At 57.7% G+C, this 13,960-nt stretch carries 14 protein-coding genes; 9 read left to right on the forward strand and 5 right to left on the reverse strand.

The window, feature by feature from the left end:
* Positions 1 to 39: 39 nt before the first annotated feature.
* Both HZ995_RS10380 and argF read left to right on the forward strand, forming a co-directional pair.
* Positions 40 to 1,218: an aspartate aminotransferase family protein gene (locus HZ995_RS10380; protein ID WP_209355590.1), complete on the forward strand. Its 1,179-nt coding sequence runs from the start codon at positions 40 to 42 to the stop codon at positions 1,216 to 1,218.
* A 10-nt stretch (positions 1,219 to 1,228) separates the two neighbouring features.
* Positions 1,229 to 2,155, forward strand: a complete 927-nt coding sequence (gene argF, locus HZ995_RS10385; protein WP_209355591.1) for an ornithine carbamoyltransferase — start codon at positions 1,229 to 1,231, stop codon at positions 2,153 to 2,155.
* Positions 2,156 to 2,229: 74 nt separating this feature from the next.
* On the opposite strand, the gene hrpB is transcribed toward argF, so the two are convergent.
* Positions 2,230 to 4,665 (reverse strand): ATP-dependent helicase HrpB, encoded by a 2,436-nt coding sequence (gene hrpB, locus HZ995_RS10390; RefSeq protein WP_209355592.1) that lies wholly within the window; start codon positions 4,663 to 4,665, stop codon positions 2,230 to 2,232.
* Positions 4,666 to 4,804: 139 nt separating this feature from the next.
* On the opposite strand from hrpB, the gene meaB reads away from it, so the two are divergent.
* The 4 genes from meaB (at position 4,805) to HZ995_RS10410 (ending at position 7,284) form a co-directional block, all read left to right on the forward strand.
* Positions 4,805 to 5,788 (forward strand): methylmalonyl Co-A mutase-associated GTPase MeaB, encoded by a 984-nt coding sequence (gene meaB, locus HZ995_RS10395; protein WP_209355593.1) that lies wholly within the window; start codon positions 4,805 to 4,807, stop codon positions 5,786 to 5,788.
* A 192-nt stretch (positions 5,789 to 5,980) separates the two neighbouring features.
* The gene (gene rpmB, locus HZ995_RS10400) at positions 5,981 to 6,271 is read left to right on the forward strand and encodes a 50S ribosomal protein L28 (protein ID WP_209355594.1); all 291 of its coding nucleotides are present in this window, start codon (positions 5,981 to 5,983) and stop codon (positions 6,269 to 6,271) included.
* Positions 6,272 to 6,381: 110 nt separating this feature from the next.
* Positions 6,382 to 6,729, forward strand: a complete 348-nt coding sequence (locus HZ995_RS10405; protein ID WP_209355595.1) for a hypothetical protein — start codon at positions 6,382 to 6,384, stop codon at positions 6,727 to 6,729.
* Between the two features lie 45 nt (positions 6,730 to 6,774).
* The gene (locus tag HZ995_RS10410) at positions 6,775 to 7,284 is read left to right on the forward strand and encodes a copper chaperone PCu(A)C (RefSeq protein ID WP_209355596.1); all 510 of its coding nucleotides are present in this window, start codon (positions 6,775 to 6,777) and stop codon (positions 7,282 to 7,284) included.
* Between the two features lie 49 nt (positions 7,285 to 7,333).
* Here HZ995_RS10410 and HZ995_RS10415 read toward each other — a convergent pair whose 3' ends face one another.
* Positions 7,334 to 8,026, reverse strand: a complete 693-nt coding sequence (locus HZ995_RS10415) for an NAD-dependent deacylase (RefSeq protein ID WP_209355597.1) — start codon at positions 8,024 to 8,026, stop codon at positions 7,334 to 7,336.
* A gap of 58 nt (positions 8,027 to 8,084) precedes the next feature.
* Between HZ995_RS10415 and HZ995_RS10420 the strand changes: the two genes are divergently transcribed.
* Complete coding sequence (locus HZ995_RS10420; protein ID WP_209355598.1) at positions 8,085 to 8,513, forward strand: low molecular weight protein-tyrosine-phosphatase; 429 nt, start codon at positions 8,085 to 8,087, stop codon at positions 8,511 to 8,513.
* A gap of 21 nt (positions 8,514 to 8,534) precedes the next feature.
* On the opposite strand, the gene HZ995_RS10425 is transcribed toward HZ995_RS10420, so the two are convergent.
* Both HZ995_RS10425 and HZ995_RS10430 read right to left on the reverse strand, forming a co-directional pair.
* Positions 8,535 to 9,500, reverse strand: a complete 966-nt coding sequence (locus HZ995_RS10425) for a LysR family transcriptional regulator (RefSeq protein ID WP_209355599.1) — start codon at positions 9,498 to 9,500, stop codon at positions 8,535 to 8,537.
* 71 nt (positions 9,501 to 9,571) lie between these two features.
* A complete protein-coding gene (locus tag HZ995_RS10430; protein WP_209355600.1) occupies positions 9,572 to 9,889 on the reverse strand; it encodes a hypothetical protein in 318 nt (105 codons plus the stop codon).
* 177 nt (positions 9,890 to 10,066) lie between these two features.
* Between HZ995_RS10430 and HZ995_RS10435 the strand changes: the two genes are divergently transcribed.
* Together HZ995_RS10435 and HZ995_RS10440 are read left to right on the forward strand one after the other, a co-directional pair.
* Positions 10,067 to 10,390 carry an antibiotic biosynthesis monooxygenase family protein gene (locus HZ995_RS10435; protein WP_209355601.1) on the forward strand — a complete coding sequence of 108 codons (324 nt, stop codon included), beginning with the start codon at positions 10,067 to 10,069 and terminating at the stop codon, positions 10,388 to 10,390.
* Positions 10,391 to 10,399: 9 nt separating this feature from the next.
* Complete coding sequence (locus HZ995_RS10440; RefSeq protein WP_209355602.1) at positions 10,400 to 10,807, forward strand: universal stress protein; 408 nt, start codon at positions 10,400 to 10,402, stop codon at positions 10,805 to 10,807.
* A gap of 556 nt (positions 10,808 to 11,363) precedes the next feature.
* On the opposite strand, the gene uvrB is transcribed toward HZ995_RS10440, so the two are convergent.
* Entirely contained in the window at positions 11,364 to 13,535 is a 2,172-nt protein-coding gene (uvrB, locus tag HZ995_RS10445; RefSeq protein ID WP_209355603.1) for an excinuclease ABC subunit UvrB, read from the reverse strand.
* Between the last annotated feature and the right edge of the window lie 425 nt (positions 13,536 to 13,960).

Here is a 13,960-nt window from a genome sequence, read left to right on the forward strand (position 1 = left end):
TGTGTTGCACGCACAAATTTCTAGAAAAAGGACCACGCTATGATCCCCGCTGTTCTACCGACCTATAATCGGGCCCCGCTGAACTTCGTCAAAGGCGAAGGCAGCTGGATGATCGAGGCGGATGGCCGACGTTTTCTGGATCTGGGCGCAGGGATTGCGGTGAATGTCTTGGGGCATGCCAACCCGAAACTGGTCGCCGCGTTGACCCAACAGGCGGAAAGTCTTTGGCATGTGTCCAACCTCTATCAGATCCCTCAGCAAGAAGCTCTGGCGGCCAAGCTGGTCGACGCGAGTTTCGCGGATACGGTCTTTTTTACCAATTCCGGCACAGAGTCCTGTGAGCTCGCCGTCAAAATGGCGCGGAAATATTGGTATGAGAAGGGCGAGACCGAGAAGACCCAGATCATCGCGTTCGAAGGCGCGTTTCATGGCCGGTCTTCCGCCGGTATCGCGGCAGCCGGTAGCGAGAAGATGACCAAGGGCTTTGGTCCATTGCTGCCCGGATTCACCCAGCTGCCTTGGGGCGATGTAGACGCCCTCGCGGCTGCAATTGATGAATCCACAGCCGCCGTCATCCTTGAGCCTGTGCAAGGCGAGGGCGGCATTCGTCCAATGGAAGACGCTGATCTGCGCGCGATCCGCACGCTTTGCGACGACGCTGGCATCTTGTTGATCCTCGACGAAGTCCAGTGTGGCGTGGGCCGGACGGGCAAGCTCTTTGCCCATGAATGGGCGGGCATTGCGCCCGATATCATGATGGTCGCTAAAGGCATTGGCGGGGGCTTCCCTCTGGGTGCCGTTTTGGCGACAGAAAACGCGGCCTCTGGCATGACAGCGGGCACCCATGGCTCGACCTATGGCGGCAACCCGCTGGCGTGTGCTGTGGGCAATGCGGTGATGGACGAAGTCGCAACGCCTGAGTTTCTCGAAGACGTGAACCGTCGCGCGGGGTTGCTGCGTCAAAAGCTCGAAGGTCTGGTTGCGGCCAATCCCGAGGTTTTCGAAGGCGTTCGAGGCGCGGGTCTGATGCTCGGCTTGAAATGCAAAGCGAACTGCATGGATGTGGTGAACGCGGGCTATGAGAGCCTTGTGGTCACCGTGCCAGCCGCCGACAATGTCGTGCGTTTATTGCCGCCTCTGAACATCTCTGACGACGAAATTAACGAAGCTGTGGCCCGCATCGACGCGGCCGCACAGTCTTTGACAGCCAAAGCTTGAGGGCCGAGATATGACCCATTTTCTAGATATCCACAAAACCGATCCTGCGGATCTGCGGTCGATGATCGACACAGCGCGCACGATGAAAGAGGCGCGCGCGGGCCTACCTAAGGGCACACCGGATGCGGATCAGCCTCTGGCCAACCACATGGTTGCGCTGATCTTTGAAAAGCCGTCGACCCGGACACGCGTGTCCTTTGACGTGGGCGTGCGCCAGATGGGCGGGCAGACCATGGTGCTGTCAGGAAAAGAGATGCAGCTTGGCCATGGCGAGACGATTGCCGACACCGCGCGGGTTCTAAGCCGCTATGTCGATCTAATAATGATCCGGACGTTTGAAGAGCAGACCCTGCTTGAACTCGCAGAATACGCGGATGTGCCGGTGATCAACGGTCTGACAGATCGCACCCATCCCTGCCAGATCATGGCCGATATCCTAACCTATGAGGAGCATCGCGGCTCGATCAAAGGCAAAAAGGTTGTGTGGTCGGGTGACGGCAACAACGTCTTTGCAAGCTTTGCCCATGCGGCCGGTCAGTTCGGGTTTGATCTGACATTTACGGGGCCGGAACAGCTTGATCCAGAAGAAGAGTTTCTGGAACTGGCGCGCTCGAAAGGCAGCAACGTGGTGATCGAACGCGATCCGCAGAAGGCCGTTGAAGGCGCGGATCTGGTGGTCACGGACACTTGGGTGTCCATGCACGACGCGCAATCCGCGCGGGAACGTCGCCACAATCTGCTGCGGCCGTATCAGGTGGATGATGCTCTGATGAGCCATGCGAAGTCGGATTCACTGTTCATGCACTGCTTGCCAGCGCACCGTGACGAAGAGGCGACGTCTTCGGTCATGGACGGTCCGCATTCCGTGATCTTTGATGAGGCTGAAAACCGTCTGCATGCGCAGAAGGCGATTATGCGCTGGTGTTTGGGGAAATAGGGTAGAGCGAAGGGGCTTTGCCCCCTTGGCCGATGGCCAATTCCCCCAGGATATTTTGAGCAAGAGAAAAGGGTCTACTTGCGCGGTTTGGCGCGCAGGGTGGGGTCGGCTTGTGTTGGGTCTTCGGGCCAGGGATGTTTGGGATAGCGGCCCCGCATGTCTTTGCGCACGTCGGCGTAAGAGCTCGCCCAGAAGCCGGGGATATCGAGTGTGGTTTGTACCGGCCTGCGGGCTGGCGAGAGCAGCGTGACACGTAGAGGCGTATTACCCACCATCGGGTGGGTGGTCTGGCCGAAGAGTTCTTGCAGCCTGAGGCTTATTTCGGGATGTTCACCGGCGTAGTCGATTGGGATTTTGTTTCCCAAAGGTGTTGTGAAATGCGCCGGTGCGAGGCGGTCTAGCGTCTGGGTTTGAGCGTAGTCCAGGCGCGCGCGCAGGGCATTTAGGCAGTCGAAACTGCGCCATTGGGCGGCGGTTTTGATCCCGTTGATATAGGGGAGCAACCAATCTTCGAGTGTGTCCAAAAGCGCGTCCTGCGACATATCAGGGAGGTCTTTGCCGGCGTCTCGGGCCAAAGTGACACGCGCTATGAACCTGTTGGCCGCGTCACTCAGCACCAGTCCGATCTCTCGTATTCCATCGAGCATCGCGGTGGCTATGGCTTCGTCAGGGGCGTCTTTCCAGATTTGGTCTGACAGCGCGATCGCCCCGAGCCGTTCTTGGCGACGCGCAACAACGCGGCCGTCGCGTTTGGACCAACTGCACGTCTCTTCCCATACAATCCGGTCGCCAAAGAGGCCCCTGATATCTGACTCGCTGATGGTCACCGCCTGCCGGATCTTGGCCTCACGTGGATTGCCGTCCAGATCCGTTGCCACGATCAATCGCGCCGAGGCCATTGGGTCGTCTTCGGCCATGATAGCCCCCTTGCCGCCGGACAACACAAAGCGCGGCGCATCGCCTTTGCGGTGCAAGCCGATGCGGTCGGGATAGGCGAGGGCGGCCATTTCTCCGAGGCTCATTGGGGATGATGTGCCAATCCCTTTGGCGAGGCGCTTGGCCTCGTCTTTGATCGTGTGAAGGGCGCCGCGGTTGACTTGATAGGGACGGCGGCTTTCGAAACCTTTCAGGTCTGCGAGTGCTTCGACCCGTAGGCCAAGGTCGCAGGGCGCGCCGCGAGATAGCGGATCTCGGGCTGCCAAGAGAGCCGCCAGCGGGGCGGCCTGTTGCCCTGCGGTCAAAAGCATATGCGCAAGGCGCGGGTGCAGTGGCAGCTTGGCAATCGCGCGGCCATGATCTGTGATCTGTCCGCGTGCATCCAATGCGCCGAGCATTGCCAAAAGCGCACGCGCCTCTGATAGCGTGGCCGCATTCGGGGGCGTGAGGAAAGCAAGATCAGCAGCCTCCGCCCCCCATTGCGCCAGCTCCAGCGCCAGCCCAGTCAGGTCCGCACTTTCGATTTCGGCCGGAGGGTAGGCCTGCAAAGCGCCTTCCTCGCCTTTGGTCCAAAGCCGATAGCAGACACCTTCGGCAACACGCCCGGCGCGCCCTTGGCGTTGCGTGGCTTCTGCGCGGGTGACTTTTTCGGTGACCAGCCGCGACATGCCGGAACCCGGATCAAATCGCGCCCGCCGCGCGCGGCCTGCGTCCACGACAACGCGGACATCCTGAATGGTCAGAGAGGTCTCGGCGATTGAAGTGGCTAGTACGACCTTTCGCCCGGAAGACGCGGGTTGGATGGCGGCCCGTTGGGCTTTGAAATCCATCGCACCAAAGAGCATGTGGATCTGGCAATCAGGTGGCAAAGACAGCTGGTTGGCGACACGGCGGATCTCGCCTTCTCCGGGCAGAAAGACCAGCACGCCGCCGTGGGTTTCCTCAACGGCCCTCTCGATGAGCGCGGCGCAAGCCTGTTCCAAGCGCATGTCTTTGCGCACAGGCGCGTCGAGCCAGCGCGTTTCAACCGGAAAGCTGCGCCCGTCAGACGAGATCATCGGCGCGTCGCCCATGAGTTTCGCGACAGGTGCTGCGTCCAAAGTTGCGGACATGGCCAGCAGGATCAAATCGTCCCTCAGGGCCTCGCGAACCTCAAGACACAGGGCAAGCCCAAGGTCGGCATTCAAAGACCGCTCGTGAAATTCATCGAAGATAACCGCGCCAACGCCTGTCAACTCGGGGTCGCTTTGCAGCATGCGGGTTAGGATGCCCTCGGTGACGACCTCGATGCGGGTGGTCTTCGAGGTTTTGGTCTCTCCGCGGACGCGGTATCCGACGGTTTGGCCGACGGCTTCGCCCAAAGTCTGAGCCATGCGTTCGGCCGCTGCCCGCGCCGCGAGGCGACGGGGTTCCAGCATCAGGATCTTGCCCTCGCTCAGCCCCGCTCGTAGCATTTCCAGCGGCACGACTGTTGTTTTCCCGGCCCCCGGCGGCGCCTGCAAAACGGCATGTCCCGTATCGCGCAAAGCGCGCAGCAGATCTGGGATAGCAGAGTGGATCGGCAGCTCGGTCATGCTGCTTTATCGGGCAAGCCCAAGGGGGCGTAAAGCGCCAATCCGATGCGACAGAGACGCCAGGCTGCGAGGTTGGGCTGGACAGAGCCACCCGGCGCGGGCATGAAAGCAGCCCAAAGACCATAGGATCGCGACCGCAATGGATATCACTGAACTTCGGGACAGGATTTTGAACCAAGACCGCCGGGCTTTGGCGCGGGCGATTACTCTGGTGGAAAGCGGCCGCAGTGACCATCGCGAACAGGCGGCTGCGCTTTTGGACGCGCTTCGCCCTGCAGGGAGGCAGGCGATCCGGATCGGTCTGTCTGGCACGCCGGGCGTCGGAAAATCCACGTTTATCGAGAGCTTTGGCATGTTTCTGACCGCGCAAGGGATGCGCGTGGCGGTTCTGGCCGTGGATCCGTCCTCGGCGCGCTCTGGCGGCTCGATCCTGGGCGATAAGACGCGGATGGAACGCTTGAGTCGCGATAAGAACGCCTTTATTCGCCCATCCCCTAGCCAGACCCATTTGGGCGGCGTGGCGCGCCGGACTCGCGAGGCGGTTGCGCTCTGTGAGGCTGCGAATTTTGACGTTGTTCTGATCGAAACCGTTGGCGTCGGGCAATCCGAAACGGTTGTCTCAGAGATGTCGGACCTTTTCCTCTTGCTCTTGGCCCCCGCGGGTGGCGACGAATTGCAAGGCGTGAAGCGCGGCATCATGGAAATGGCGGATCTGATCCTCGTGAACAAGGCCGACGGAGACCTGAAGGCCACCGCGACGCGAACCTGTGCGGACTATTCCGGAGCGCTGCGTCTGTTGCGCAAGCGCCCGCAGGATCCTGAAGGATTCCCTAAGGCCATGACTGTTTCAGCGATTGAGGAAAACGGTCTAGATGAAGCTTGGGCGCAAATGAGCGAACTGACCTCATGGCGGCGCGCACAGGGACAGTGGGACAGTCGACGCGCCGCTCAGGCCCGCCATTGGTTCATCGAAGAGCTGCGGCAAACGGTTCTGGCGCAGTTGGAAACCCCGAAAGCCCTTCAGGAAATCAACGGGTTGGCTGCGGATGTGGCCGAAAACAAGCTGAGCCCAAGTGCGGCTGCTGACCGCGTGCTTAAGGCGCTGCACATCCCGCAAGCCTAGGATTTCAACCGCGCCTTTGGTAAATACGCAAAAGCCTCTGCGCGATTGTCATTTACCTGTCGTGAATCACTTGACCTCGCCCGGATTCAGGCCTAAAGACGCCCAACGAAATTCCGGGCGCTGTCTAAAGCGGCGCCCATTTGTATTCAAAGGCCTCGATTGGCCTTTTGACCGAAACACGAGGATGAACCCATGTCGCGCCGTTGCGAACTGACCGGAAAAGGCCCAATGACTGGCAACAATGTCAGCCACGCCAACAACAAAACCAAGCGTCGCTTCCTGCCGAACCTGAACGACGTGACCCTGCAATCCGAAGTGCTGGGCCGTGGCGTTAAGCTGCGCATCTCTGCTGCGGCTCTGCGCACCGTCGACCACCGCGGTGGTCTGGACGCGTTCATGGCGAAAGCAAAAGACAGCGAGCTGTCTGACAACGCTCTGAAAATCAAAAAAGAGATCGCAAAAGCGCAGGCTGCTCAAGCCTAAGCTGATCTCGTCCATCACTGGACAGTGATTTGAGCCCCGTCTGATCTCAGGCGGGGCTGTTTCCTTTTGTCGCTTTTCAAATGCGGCTTTCAGCGGATATATCGCGCGTGATGACTCGACTTCGTACCCATATCGCCTTTGTGCTGATCTTTGTGCTGACCCTGACGGGGCACAGCATGGCGATCGCGCGTGGGGCATCTGGGCCTGCGGGCTTTATGGAGCTTTGTACCGGCGCTGGCCCTGTCATGGTGGTCATCGACGAGAACGGAGAACCAACTGGCGAGAGCCATATCTGTCCCGAGTTCTCTTTGATGCTGCAGCATGCTCTGGGCGGAGACGCCCTTGTGCTCGTGGCCGCAGAATTTTCTGCCACGCGCCTCGGCTGTTTCACCAAGCGCCAAGCTGCGTCTATTGCGCGACTTTCGCCTTCTGCGCGTGGGCCTCCGACGCTGGTTTGAATCCCTCTTTTCCTTTCAAACCAATATCCTACGCCGGAGACTCCTATGTCCGTTAAATCCCTGACACTTGCGGCTGTCGCTGCTGCTTCTTTCGCTGCGCCTGCTTTTGCCGACACGCATATTATGATCCGCGACCCTTACGCGCGCTCTGCTGGCAAAGCTGCCAAAGCGGGCGCGGCCTTTATGACCATCATGAACCACGGCGATGAGGCGGATCGCCTGATCTCTGTTGTGTCCGATGCAGCGGCCCGCGTTGAATTGCACACCCACAAGGAAATCGGCGACGGCGTGATGAAGATGATGCACGTCGAAGACGGCTTCGAAGTGCCCGCCGAAGGCGCACGTATGCTGGATCGTGGTGGAGACCACGTCATGTTCATGGGGCTGACCCAGCCATGGGAGCAAGGCGATGTGTTGACCGTCACATTCACCTTTGAGAAATCCGGAGAGATGGTGGTTGAAATTCCCGTCGATCTGGAACGCAAAGCCGGCATGGGACATGAGCATATGAACCACGGCGAAGATCACAGCGGCCACGGGGGCCACGATCACTAAGCCAAGCAAAAACTGCACAGACAGGCCAGTGGTTTCTCTGGCCTTTTCTTTATCGTGCCAGTTCTTCTTGCACCCAGGCGGGCACAATTTCTGAGGCCGGTCCAAAGCGACATTCCGCAAACCGCGAGGCACCTGCTGAGGGTTCCAGGTTCAACTCAATAGTGTGGGCTCCGAAGTGATCGGCTTCGGCGACAAAATTCGCCGCCGGATAGACTTCGCCCGATGTGCCGATCGAGACGAAGACGTCGGCTTTGCTCAGTGCCTCGGCGATCCGCTCCATGTGGTAAGGGATCTCTCCGAACCAGACCACATCGGGGCGCGTGCTGGGAGCGCCGCAGGCAGGGCAGGCGTCTGAAGGGGTCATCTTGAGCGGAGCCTCCCAGCGATGGTCGCAAGACGCACAGAGCGCGCCATTCAGGCGACCATGCATGTGCAGGATTGATGTGCTGCTGGCTTTTTCATGCAGGGAATCAACGTTTTGCGTGACGATCAACAGCTCGCCGTCCAGTTTCGCCCCTAACTCTGCCAAGGCGAGATGCGCGGCGTTTGGCACAGCCTCTGCAGCCTGTGCACGGCGCGCGTTATAGAAATCATGCACCAGCTTCGGATTGCGCGCAAAGCCTTCGGGTGTGGCGACATCCTCGATCCGGTGCTGCGCCCAAAGCCCGCCTTCGTCGCGAAAGGTGCCAAGGCCACTTTCCGCGGAAATACCTGCGCCGGTGAGGGTCACGATATTGGTCATAGAGGACGGCCTGTGCTGGTGGTAGGGTCGCCTCAGCATTGCACGAAGGAAGAAGTCTATGAAGGTGCTCTTTGTCTGCCTTGGCAATATTTGCCGCAGCCCCTCGGCCGAAGGTGTGTTTCGCGAGGTATCTCAGGCCGAGACAGACAGCGCAGGCACCGGAGGCTGGCATGTCGGATCGCCGCCCTACGGTCCGATGTTAGAGGCAGCAGCGCGGCGGGGCTATGATTTCTCGGACCTGCGGGCGCGGCAGTTCAGGGTGCGGGACTTTGAGGATTTTGACCTGATCATCGGCATGGATGCCAACAACATACGCGACATCGAGGCCCTACGGCCTGAGGGGAATGACACTCCGGTGCGGCTGTTCACGGAGTATGGGAACACGGACATGATCGAAGTCCCCGATCCCTATTACACGCGTGATTTCGATGGCGCGCTTGACCTGATCGAAATCTGCGCCGATGGGCTGAAACGCGACATCGGCTGATTTAAGAAAATCAAAATCAGATTAGCTGTTCAGTAAACGCAATTCGCCTTTCAGGAAGGGCTGTTTTTGAACCAACGGAGTGATCATGCGGTCGCCCACAAGCTGGCGCAGACTCTGTCGCACATTCAGCGGCACGGCATCGGCCCAATCGCTGCTGGCAAAGACAGAAATCTGACGGTGGAACTGTCCAAAGGGTAGGGGATGCGCCACCACGTCGTCGTGAAACCGCGCCGCCCGCATGAACCCCAAGGGCGTCGTGATCGACCACCCAATGCCGCGCGCGACACAGGCCATCAAAGCCATATGGCTGCCGATCTCAAACCGGTCTCCGAGGTCTTGTTTATACCGCGACAGATGCGCGTCGATCTGGCGAGAGATTAGTTGACGGCGTTCATAGCGCAAGAAGGGGAGGCCTTGGATAATATCTTCGACCGACTTGCCGCGTGGCGTTTGGGACGTTGGCGTCACAAGGATGAAAGGATCGCGAACGAGTGGATATTCTATAATGCCCTCAAGGACTTCGCCGGAACTCGCGGCAACGCCGAGGTGTAGGCTTTGATCCTTAAGGTCTGCGAGAATGTCGTGGCTGGCCGCCGTCACCATGCGGAAGCTGCAGTTGGTGAGGCTTTCTGCCAAAGCGGTCACCAGACGCGGTGTGATGTCATTGTCAAAATCATCAATGATCCCAATCGACAAGGATGTCAGATGGGTTAAGTCCATCACCGAAAGTTCGGATTGCGCAAGCCTGAGTTCTGACAAAACCGACCGCGTATGGCGCAGGAAATTCCGCCCCGCTGGCGTCAAGACCATGGGCCGCGTGCCGTGATCTACCAACGCGACGTCCAGGGCGGTTTCCAGATTGCGCAGCTGCTGGCTGACGGCAGGTTGGCTCAGGCCCGTCGCTTCTGAGGCCTGAGCGACAGAGCCATGGGTGGCCAGCGCCTCAAACACCTCAAGCCCCCGCAATGTGACGCCTTTTTTGAGCATAGCTCCGCCCTCACAGATTTGGATTTCTCAAATCTATGCGTAAATGAGACTAAACGCAAAAGGGATGCGGATCAGACGCCTTTGCACATGACTTCGGCGGTGTCGCCAAAGGCCTTGTAGCGTTCCCAAAAGATCTCATGCGAGCGCGCGCGTGACGTGCGAATTTCCTGCGCCATATGCGGGTCGCGGAAAAACTTGGCCGCAAGGCGCTGGTCGGCCCGAGACAGCGACTGATTGGCGACGTGCTGCAGACACGTGCACATGCGCCAGGATGCGGCCTCTCGGTCGGACCTTACGCATGCGCTGGCAATGACGCCCGCGCTTGCAGAGGTGGAGGTGACCACGGAAATTAACAAAGCGCCCGCGGCGCCTTTCAGGAAGAGTTTCATGCTTTGCCTCATAGTGCCGACTTTTGCGGCTTTTGTTTGCGGGCAGTATGCCTGAATTTTTCACTCTTTTAAAGGTTGAACATTCGGGCTGATTTCAGACCTAACGGGTACTCTTGAAAAATCAGTGGCCTCGGGCCTCTTTGTCGCGTTAGGCTTGCCTTAGAAATAGGAGACCTCATGCCAGCAATTGCCAAACGCAACGATTACCAGACTGTTATCACGACCTTTGAAATGACGCCGGGGACGTGTCAGGACCTCATAGATGCCCTGAACGAAGCCTATGCGGATTTCATTTCCAAACAGCCGGGTTTTATTGCTGCGGGGCTACATGTGAATGACGCGCAGACGCGCATTGCCAACTATTCTCAATGGGAGAAGCGCGAAGATTTTCAGGCGATGTTACGCACTCCCGAGATGCGCGAGCGCAATAGACATATCTCGGCGCTGTGTAAGAATTTCGAGCCGGTCATGTATGATGTGATCGACACCTATCGAACCTAGGCCCCCCCAATGTACGCGCATATTCTCATGCCGGTGAGTTTGGATGAAGGGGCGGATCTTGCCCCCAAACTTGCTGTGGCCCGCCAACTGGCGGGCGAAGATGCGCGCGTGACGCTGCTGCATGTGATGGGAAATATTCCAGAGTATGCCAGCAGCTATCTGCCCCATGGGTATCAGGACGAGACGCGGGCTCAGATTGAGTCTGCCCTCACTGAAATCGGTGGCAGCCTGAGCAATGTTGAGGGGGTCGTGTTGAACGGAAAGCCTGTTCAGGTGATCCCGGACTTTGCGAGATCCAAAGATGTGGATTGCGTGATCCTATCCGTCAGCCCCGAAAGTCGGCGAGAGCTAAAATCGGTCGAAACCATTGCGCAATTGCTGCGTCAGCTGAACTGCGCGGTCCATATTCTGCGATAAATCCTGAAAATTTGATGCGCTTTGTCGTGCAGCTCGTGCTGCTGAGGTCGACATTTCGTCCATTTGGACGACCTGAGCGCGCATTTTCTCTAAATCACTGATATTTATCGTCTTTTCGGGTTGCGCAATAGCGCTTGCGCTCGTAGATTAACTTTCTGTGGATAAGTCATTTTCGCGGTTTCACGCTATTTTTGCCTGGTGAACCGATGACTGTTTCTCGATTTGAATAAATCACCGAGTTTTCCACATTTTTGTTCGAATATGAAAATTATAGTTCATCCAATGTGGATAAATATCGCATTTGAGTCCAAAAATTGGAATGTGGATAAGTCGATTTGGCAGCGTGTTTGCCGCTCAAAGCGGTCATTTTAGACCGAAATTCGGGGTGTCTTATAGGATAATTTGGCTTCGGTTTTGGTGCTCTTTTTGCAAGATCCCGAGTGTCGTTGTTCTCAATTGGACAAATGTTCGAAATTTCATGAACTTAAGACGCGTTCTTTATAGATTAGTGGGCCGTAATCTCTGAAAACCAAGCAAAGTGGGCACAAAGGACGTGCTAACGCCCGCGTCGCCTCACATTGCCGCCACGCTGACCAGGGCGGCCCGCGGTTGATCGGCCTTTGGTCGCCGTATCCGCCGCAGCATCAATCGCGGATTGCCGTGCAAGAGGGTCGTCCGCGACTGCCAGATCCACCGCCTCAAGCCGCTTTACTTCGTCGCGAAGACGTGCGGCTTCCTCGAACTCAAGGTTCTCGGCAGCTTTGCGCATCTCTTCCCTCAGGCCCTGCAGATGGGCTTCAAGGTTTGCGCCATGCATTGGTTTGTCGATGGTGGCTGTCACGCGGTTCATGTCGGTGTCGCCCTGATAGAGCCCCGCCAGAACATCTTCGACGTTCTTTTTAACGGTTGCAGGCGTGATGCCGTGCTCTTCGTTATAGGCGATCTGCTTTTCGCGACGGCGCTCGGTTTCCTTCAGCGCACGCTCCATCGAGCCGGTAATGCGGTCGGCATACATGATGACACGCCCGTCAGCATTCCTCGCGGCGCGGCCGATGGTCTGGATCAGAGACGTTTCAGAGCGCAGGAAACCCTCTTTGTCTGCGTCCAGAATGGCGACCAGCCCACATTCGGGAATGTCCAAGCCCTCGCGCAGAAGGTTGATCCCGATTAAGACGTCAAAGGCCCCAAGACGCAGGTCGCGCAGGATCTCGATCCGCTCGAGCGTATCGATGTCGCTGTGCATGTAGCGCACTTTGATGCCCTGTTCATGCAGGTATTCGGTGAGGTCCTCGGCCATGCGCTTGGTGAGCGTCGTCACTAATGTGCGGAACCCGTTGGCGGTGACTTTGCGCACTTCGTCTAGCAAATCATCGACCTGCATCTCGACAGGGCGGATTTCGACCTCTGGATCCAACAGACCCGTCGGGCGGATCACCTGTTCAGTAAAGACGCCGCCGGATTGCTCCAGCTCCCAATTGGCGGGGGTGGCCGAGACAAACACCGACTGCGGGCGCATCGCGTCCCATTCCTCGAACTTCAGAGGGCGGTTGTCCATACACGAGGGCAGGCGGAACCCATGCTCGGCCAGCGTGAACTTGCGCCGATGGTCCCCGCGATACATGCCGCCGATCTGAGGCACAGAGACGTGGCTTTCATCAGCAAAGACAATCGCGTTGTCGGGGATGAACTCAAACAGGGTGGGGGGCGGCTCACCCGGCGCACGGCCCGTCAGATAGCGTGAATAGTTCTCGATCCCGTTGCAAAAGCCCTGCGCCTCAAGCATCTCGAGGTCAAAGTTGGTGCGCTGCTCCAGACGCTGCGCTTCCAGAAGTTTGCCGTCATCCACCAATTGGTCGAGCCGGATCTTGAGCTCTTTTTTGATGTTCAGAATAGCCTGGTTCAGCGTCGGCTTTGGCGTCACATAGTGAGAATTTGCATAGACCCGGATTTTTTCAAAAGTGTCCGTCTTTTCACCCGTCAGCGGGTCAAATTCCGTGATCCCCTCCAGTTCCTCACCAAAGAAAGACAAGCGCCAGGCGCGGTCTTCGAGGTGGGCAGGGAAGATTTCCAGACTGTCACCACGCACGCGGAAAGATCCGCGCTGGAACGCCTGATCATTACGCCGGTACTGTTGCGCCACCAGATCCGCCATGACCTGTCGCTGATCATAGTCTTGACCCACGACCAGATCCTGCGTCATCGCGGAATAGGTCTCCACTGAACCAATACCGTAGATACAGCTGACCGAGGCCACGATGATCACATCATCCCGCTCCAGCAAAGCGCGGGTCGCAGAGTGACGCATCCGGTCGATCTGTTCGTTAATCTGGCTTTCTTTTTCGATATAAGTGTCAGACCGGGGAACATAGGCTTCTGGCTGATAGTAGTCGTAGAACGACACGAAATATTCGACCGAGTTCTCGGGAAAGAAGCCTTTGAATTCGCCATAAAGCTGGGCCGCAAGCGTTTTGTTCGGCGCCAGAATAATCGCGGGGCGCTGCGTTTCCTCGATGACCTTGGCCATTGTGAACGTCTTGCCGGTGCCGGTTGCGCCCAACAGGACTTGATCGCGCTCTCCGTCGAAAACACCTTGGCTCAGCTCTGCAATCGCCGTGGGTTGGTCGCCAGCAGGGTCAAATTCCGTCGCCATGACAAAGCGTTTGCCGCCCTCGAGCTTTTCGCGCGGAGCGTTTTGGACGGGCGTGCTGTCGGAATTGGCGTAAGGCAAATTGCGCTCCTATTCTTGGGCCCTAATGTGCGATCTTTAAGGTCAGGTGCAAGCCTGCTGTCAAACTTACAACAGGTTAGCGCTAAATTCCTGTCGGTTTTTGACAGTAGGGGGGCGGTTTTCTGGTGGTGACAGAATGTCGCAGTTTGGGTGAGGGGCGACTGCTAGACAAGGTGTGTTTACCCTACGTAAGGCGCGGAACCTACTGGTCTTACTTAGAAAATGTCAATCGTTGTACATTTGTACAAATGCGACGGTGGCGTTGGTAAGGAAATACCTCGCAAAAACAAAGTGATATTCCGTAAGTTTTTTTCGCATCCGTCTGTTGCACATAATTTGCAATGACACGTATATTTCTTGTGCAAGCAGCGCTTGGTTGCTGCTCGGTTCACATTTACCCCTCGCTCCCCGTGGACTGGACGGCA

Source organism: Cognatishimia activa, assembly GCF_017798205.1.
GTDB classification, from domain to species: domain Bacteria; phylum Pseudomonadota; class Alphaproteobacteria; order Rhodobacterales; family Rhodobacteraceae; genus Cognatishimia; species Cognatishimia activa_A.

Coding starts and splice junctions, on each gene's coding strand:
- HZ995_RS10380 (WP_209355590.1), top strand. CDS start 40: ATGATCCCCGCTGTTCTACCGACCTATAATCGGGCCCCGCTGAACTTC.
- argF (WP_209355591.1), top strand. CDS start 1,229: ATGACCCATTTTCTAGATATCCACAAAACCGATCCTGCGGATCTGCGG.
- hrpB (WP_209355592.1), bottom strand. CDS start 4,665: ATGACCGAGCTGCCGATCCACTCTGCTATCCCAGATCTGCTGCGCGCT.
- meaB (WP_209355593.1), top strand. CDS start 4,805: ATGGATATCACTGAACTTCGGGACAGGATTTTGAACCAAGACCGCCGG.
- rpmB (WP_209355594.1), top strand. CDS start 5,981: ATGTCGCGCCGTTGCGAACTGACCGGAAAAGGCCCAATGACTGGCAAC.
- HZ995_RS10405 (WP_209355595.1), top strand. CDS start 6,382: ATGACTCGACTTCGTACCCATATCGCCTTTGTGCTGATCTTTGTGCTG.
- HZ995_RS10410 (WP_209355596.1), top strand. CDS start 6,775: ATGTCCGTTAAATCCCTGACACTTGCGGCTGTCGCTGCTGCTTCTTTC.
- HZ995_RS10415 (WP_209355597.1), bottom strand. CDS start 8,026: ATGACCAATATCGTGACCCTCACCGGCGCAGGTATTTCCGCGGAAAGT.
- HZ995_RS10420 (WP_209355598.1), top strand. CDS start 8,085: ATGAAGGTGCTCTTTGTCTGCCTTGGCAATATTTGCCGCAGCCCCTCG.
- HZ995_RS10425 (WP_209355599.1), bottom strand. CDS start 9,500: ATGCTCAAAAAAGGCGTCACATTGCGGGGGCTTGAGGTGTTTGAGGCG.
- HZ995_RS10430 (WP_209355600.1), bottom strand. CDS start 9,889: ATGAAACTCTTCCTGAAAGGCGCCGCGGGCGCTTTGTTAATTTCCGTG.
- HZ995_RS10435 (WP_209355601.1), top strand. CDS start 10,067: ATGCCAGCAATTGCCAAACGCAACGATTACCAGACTGTTATCACGACC.
- HZ995_RS10440 (WP_209355602.1), top strand. CDS start 10,400: ATGTACGCGCATATTCTCATGCCGGTGAGTTTGGATGAAGGGGCGGAT.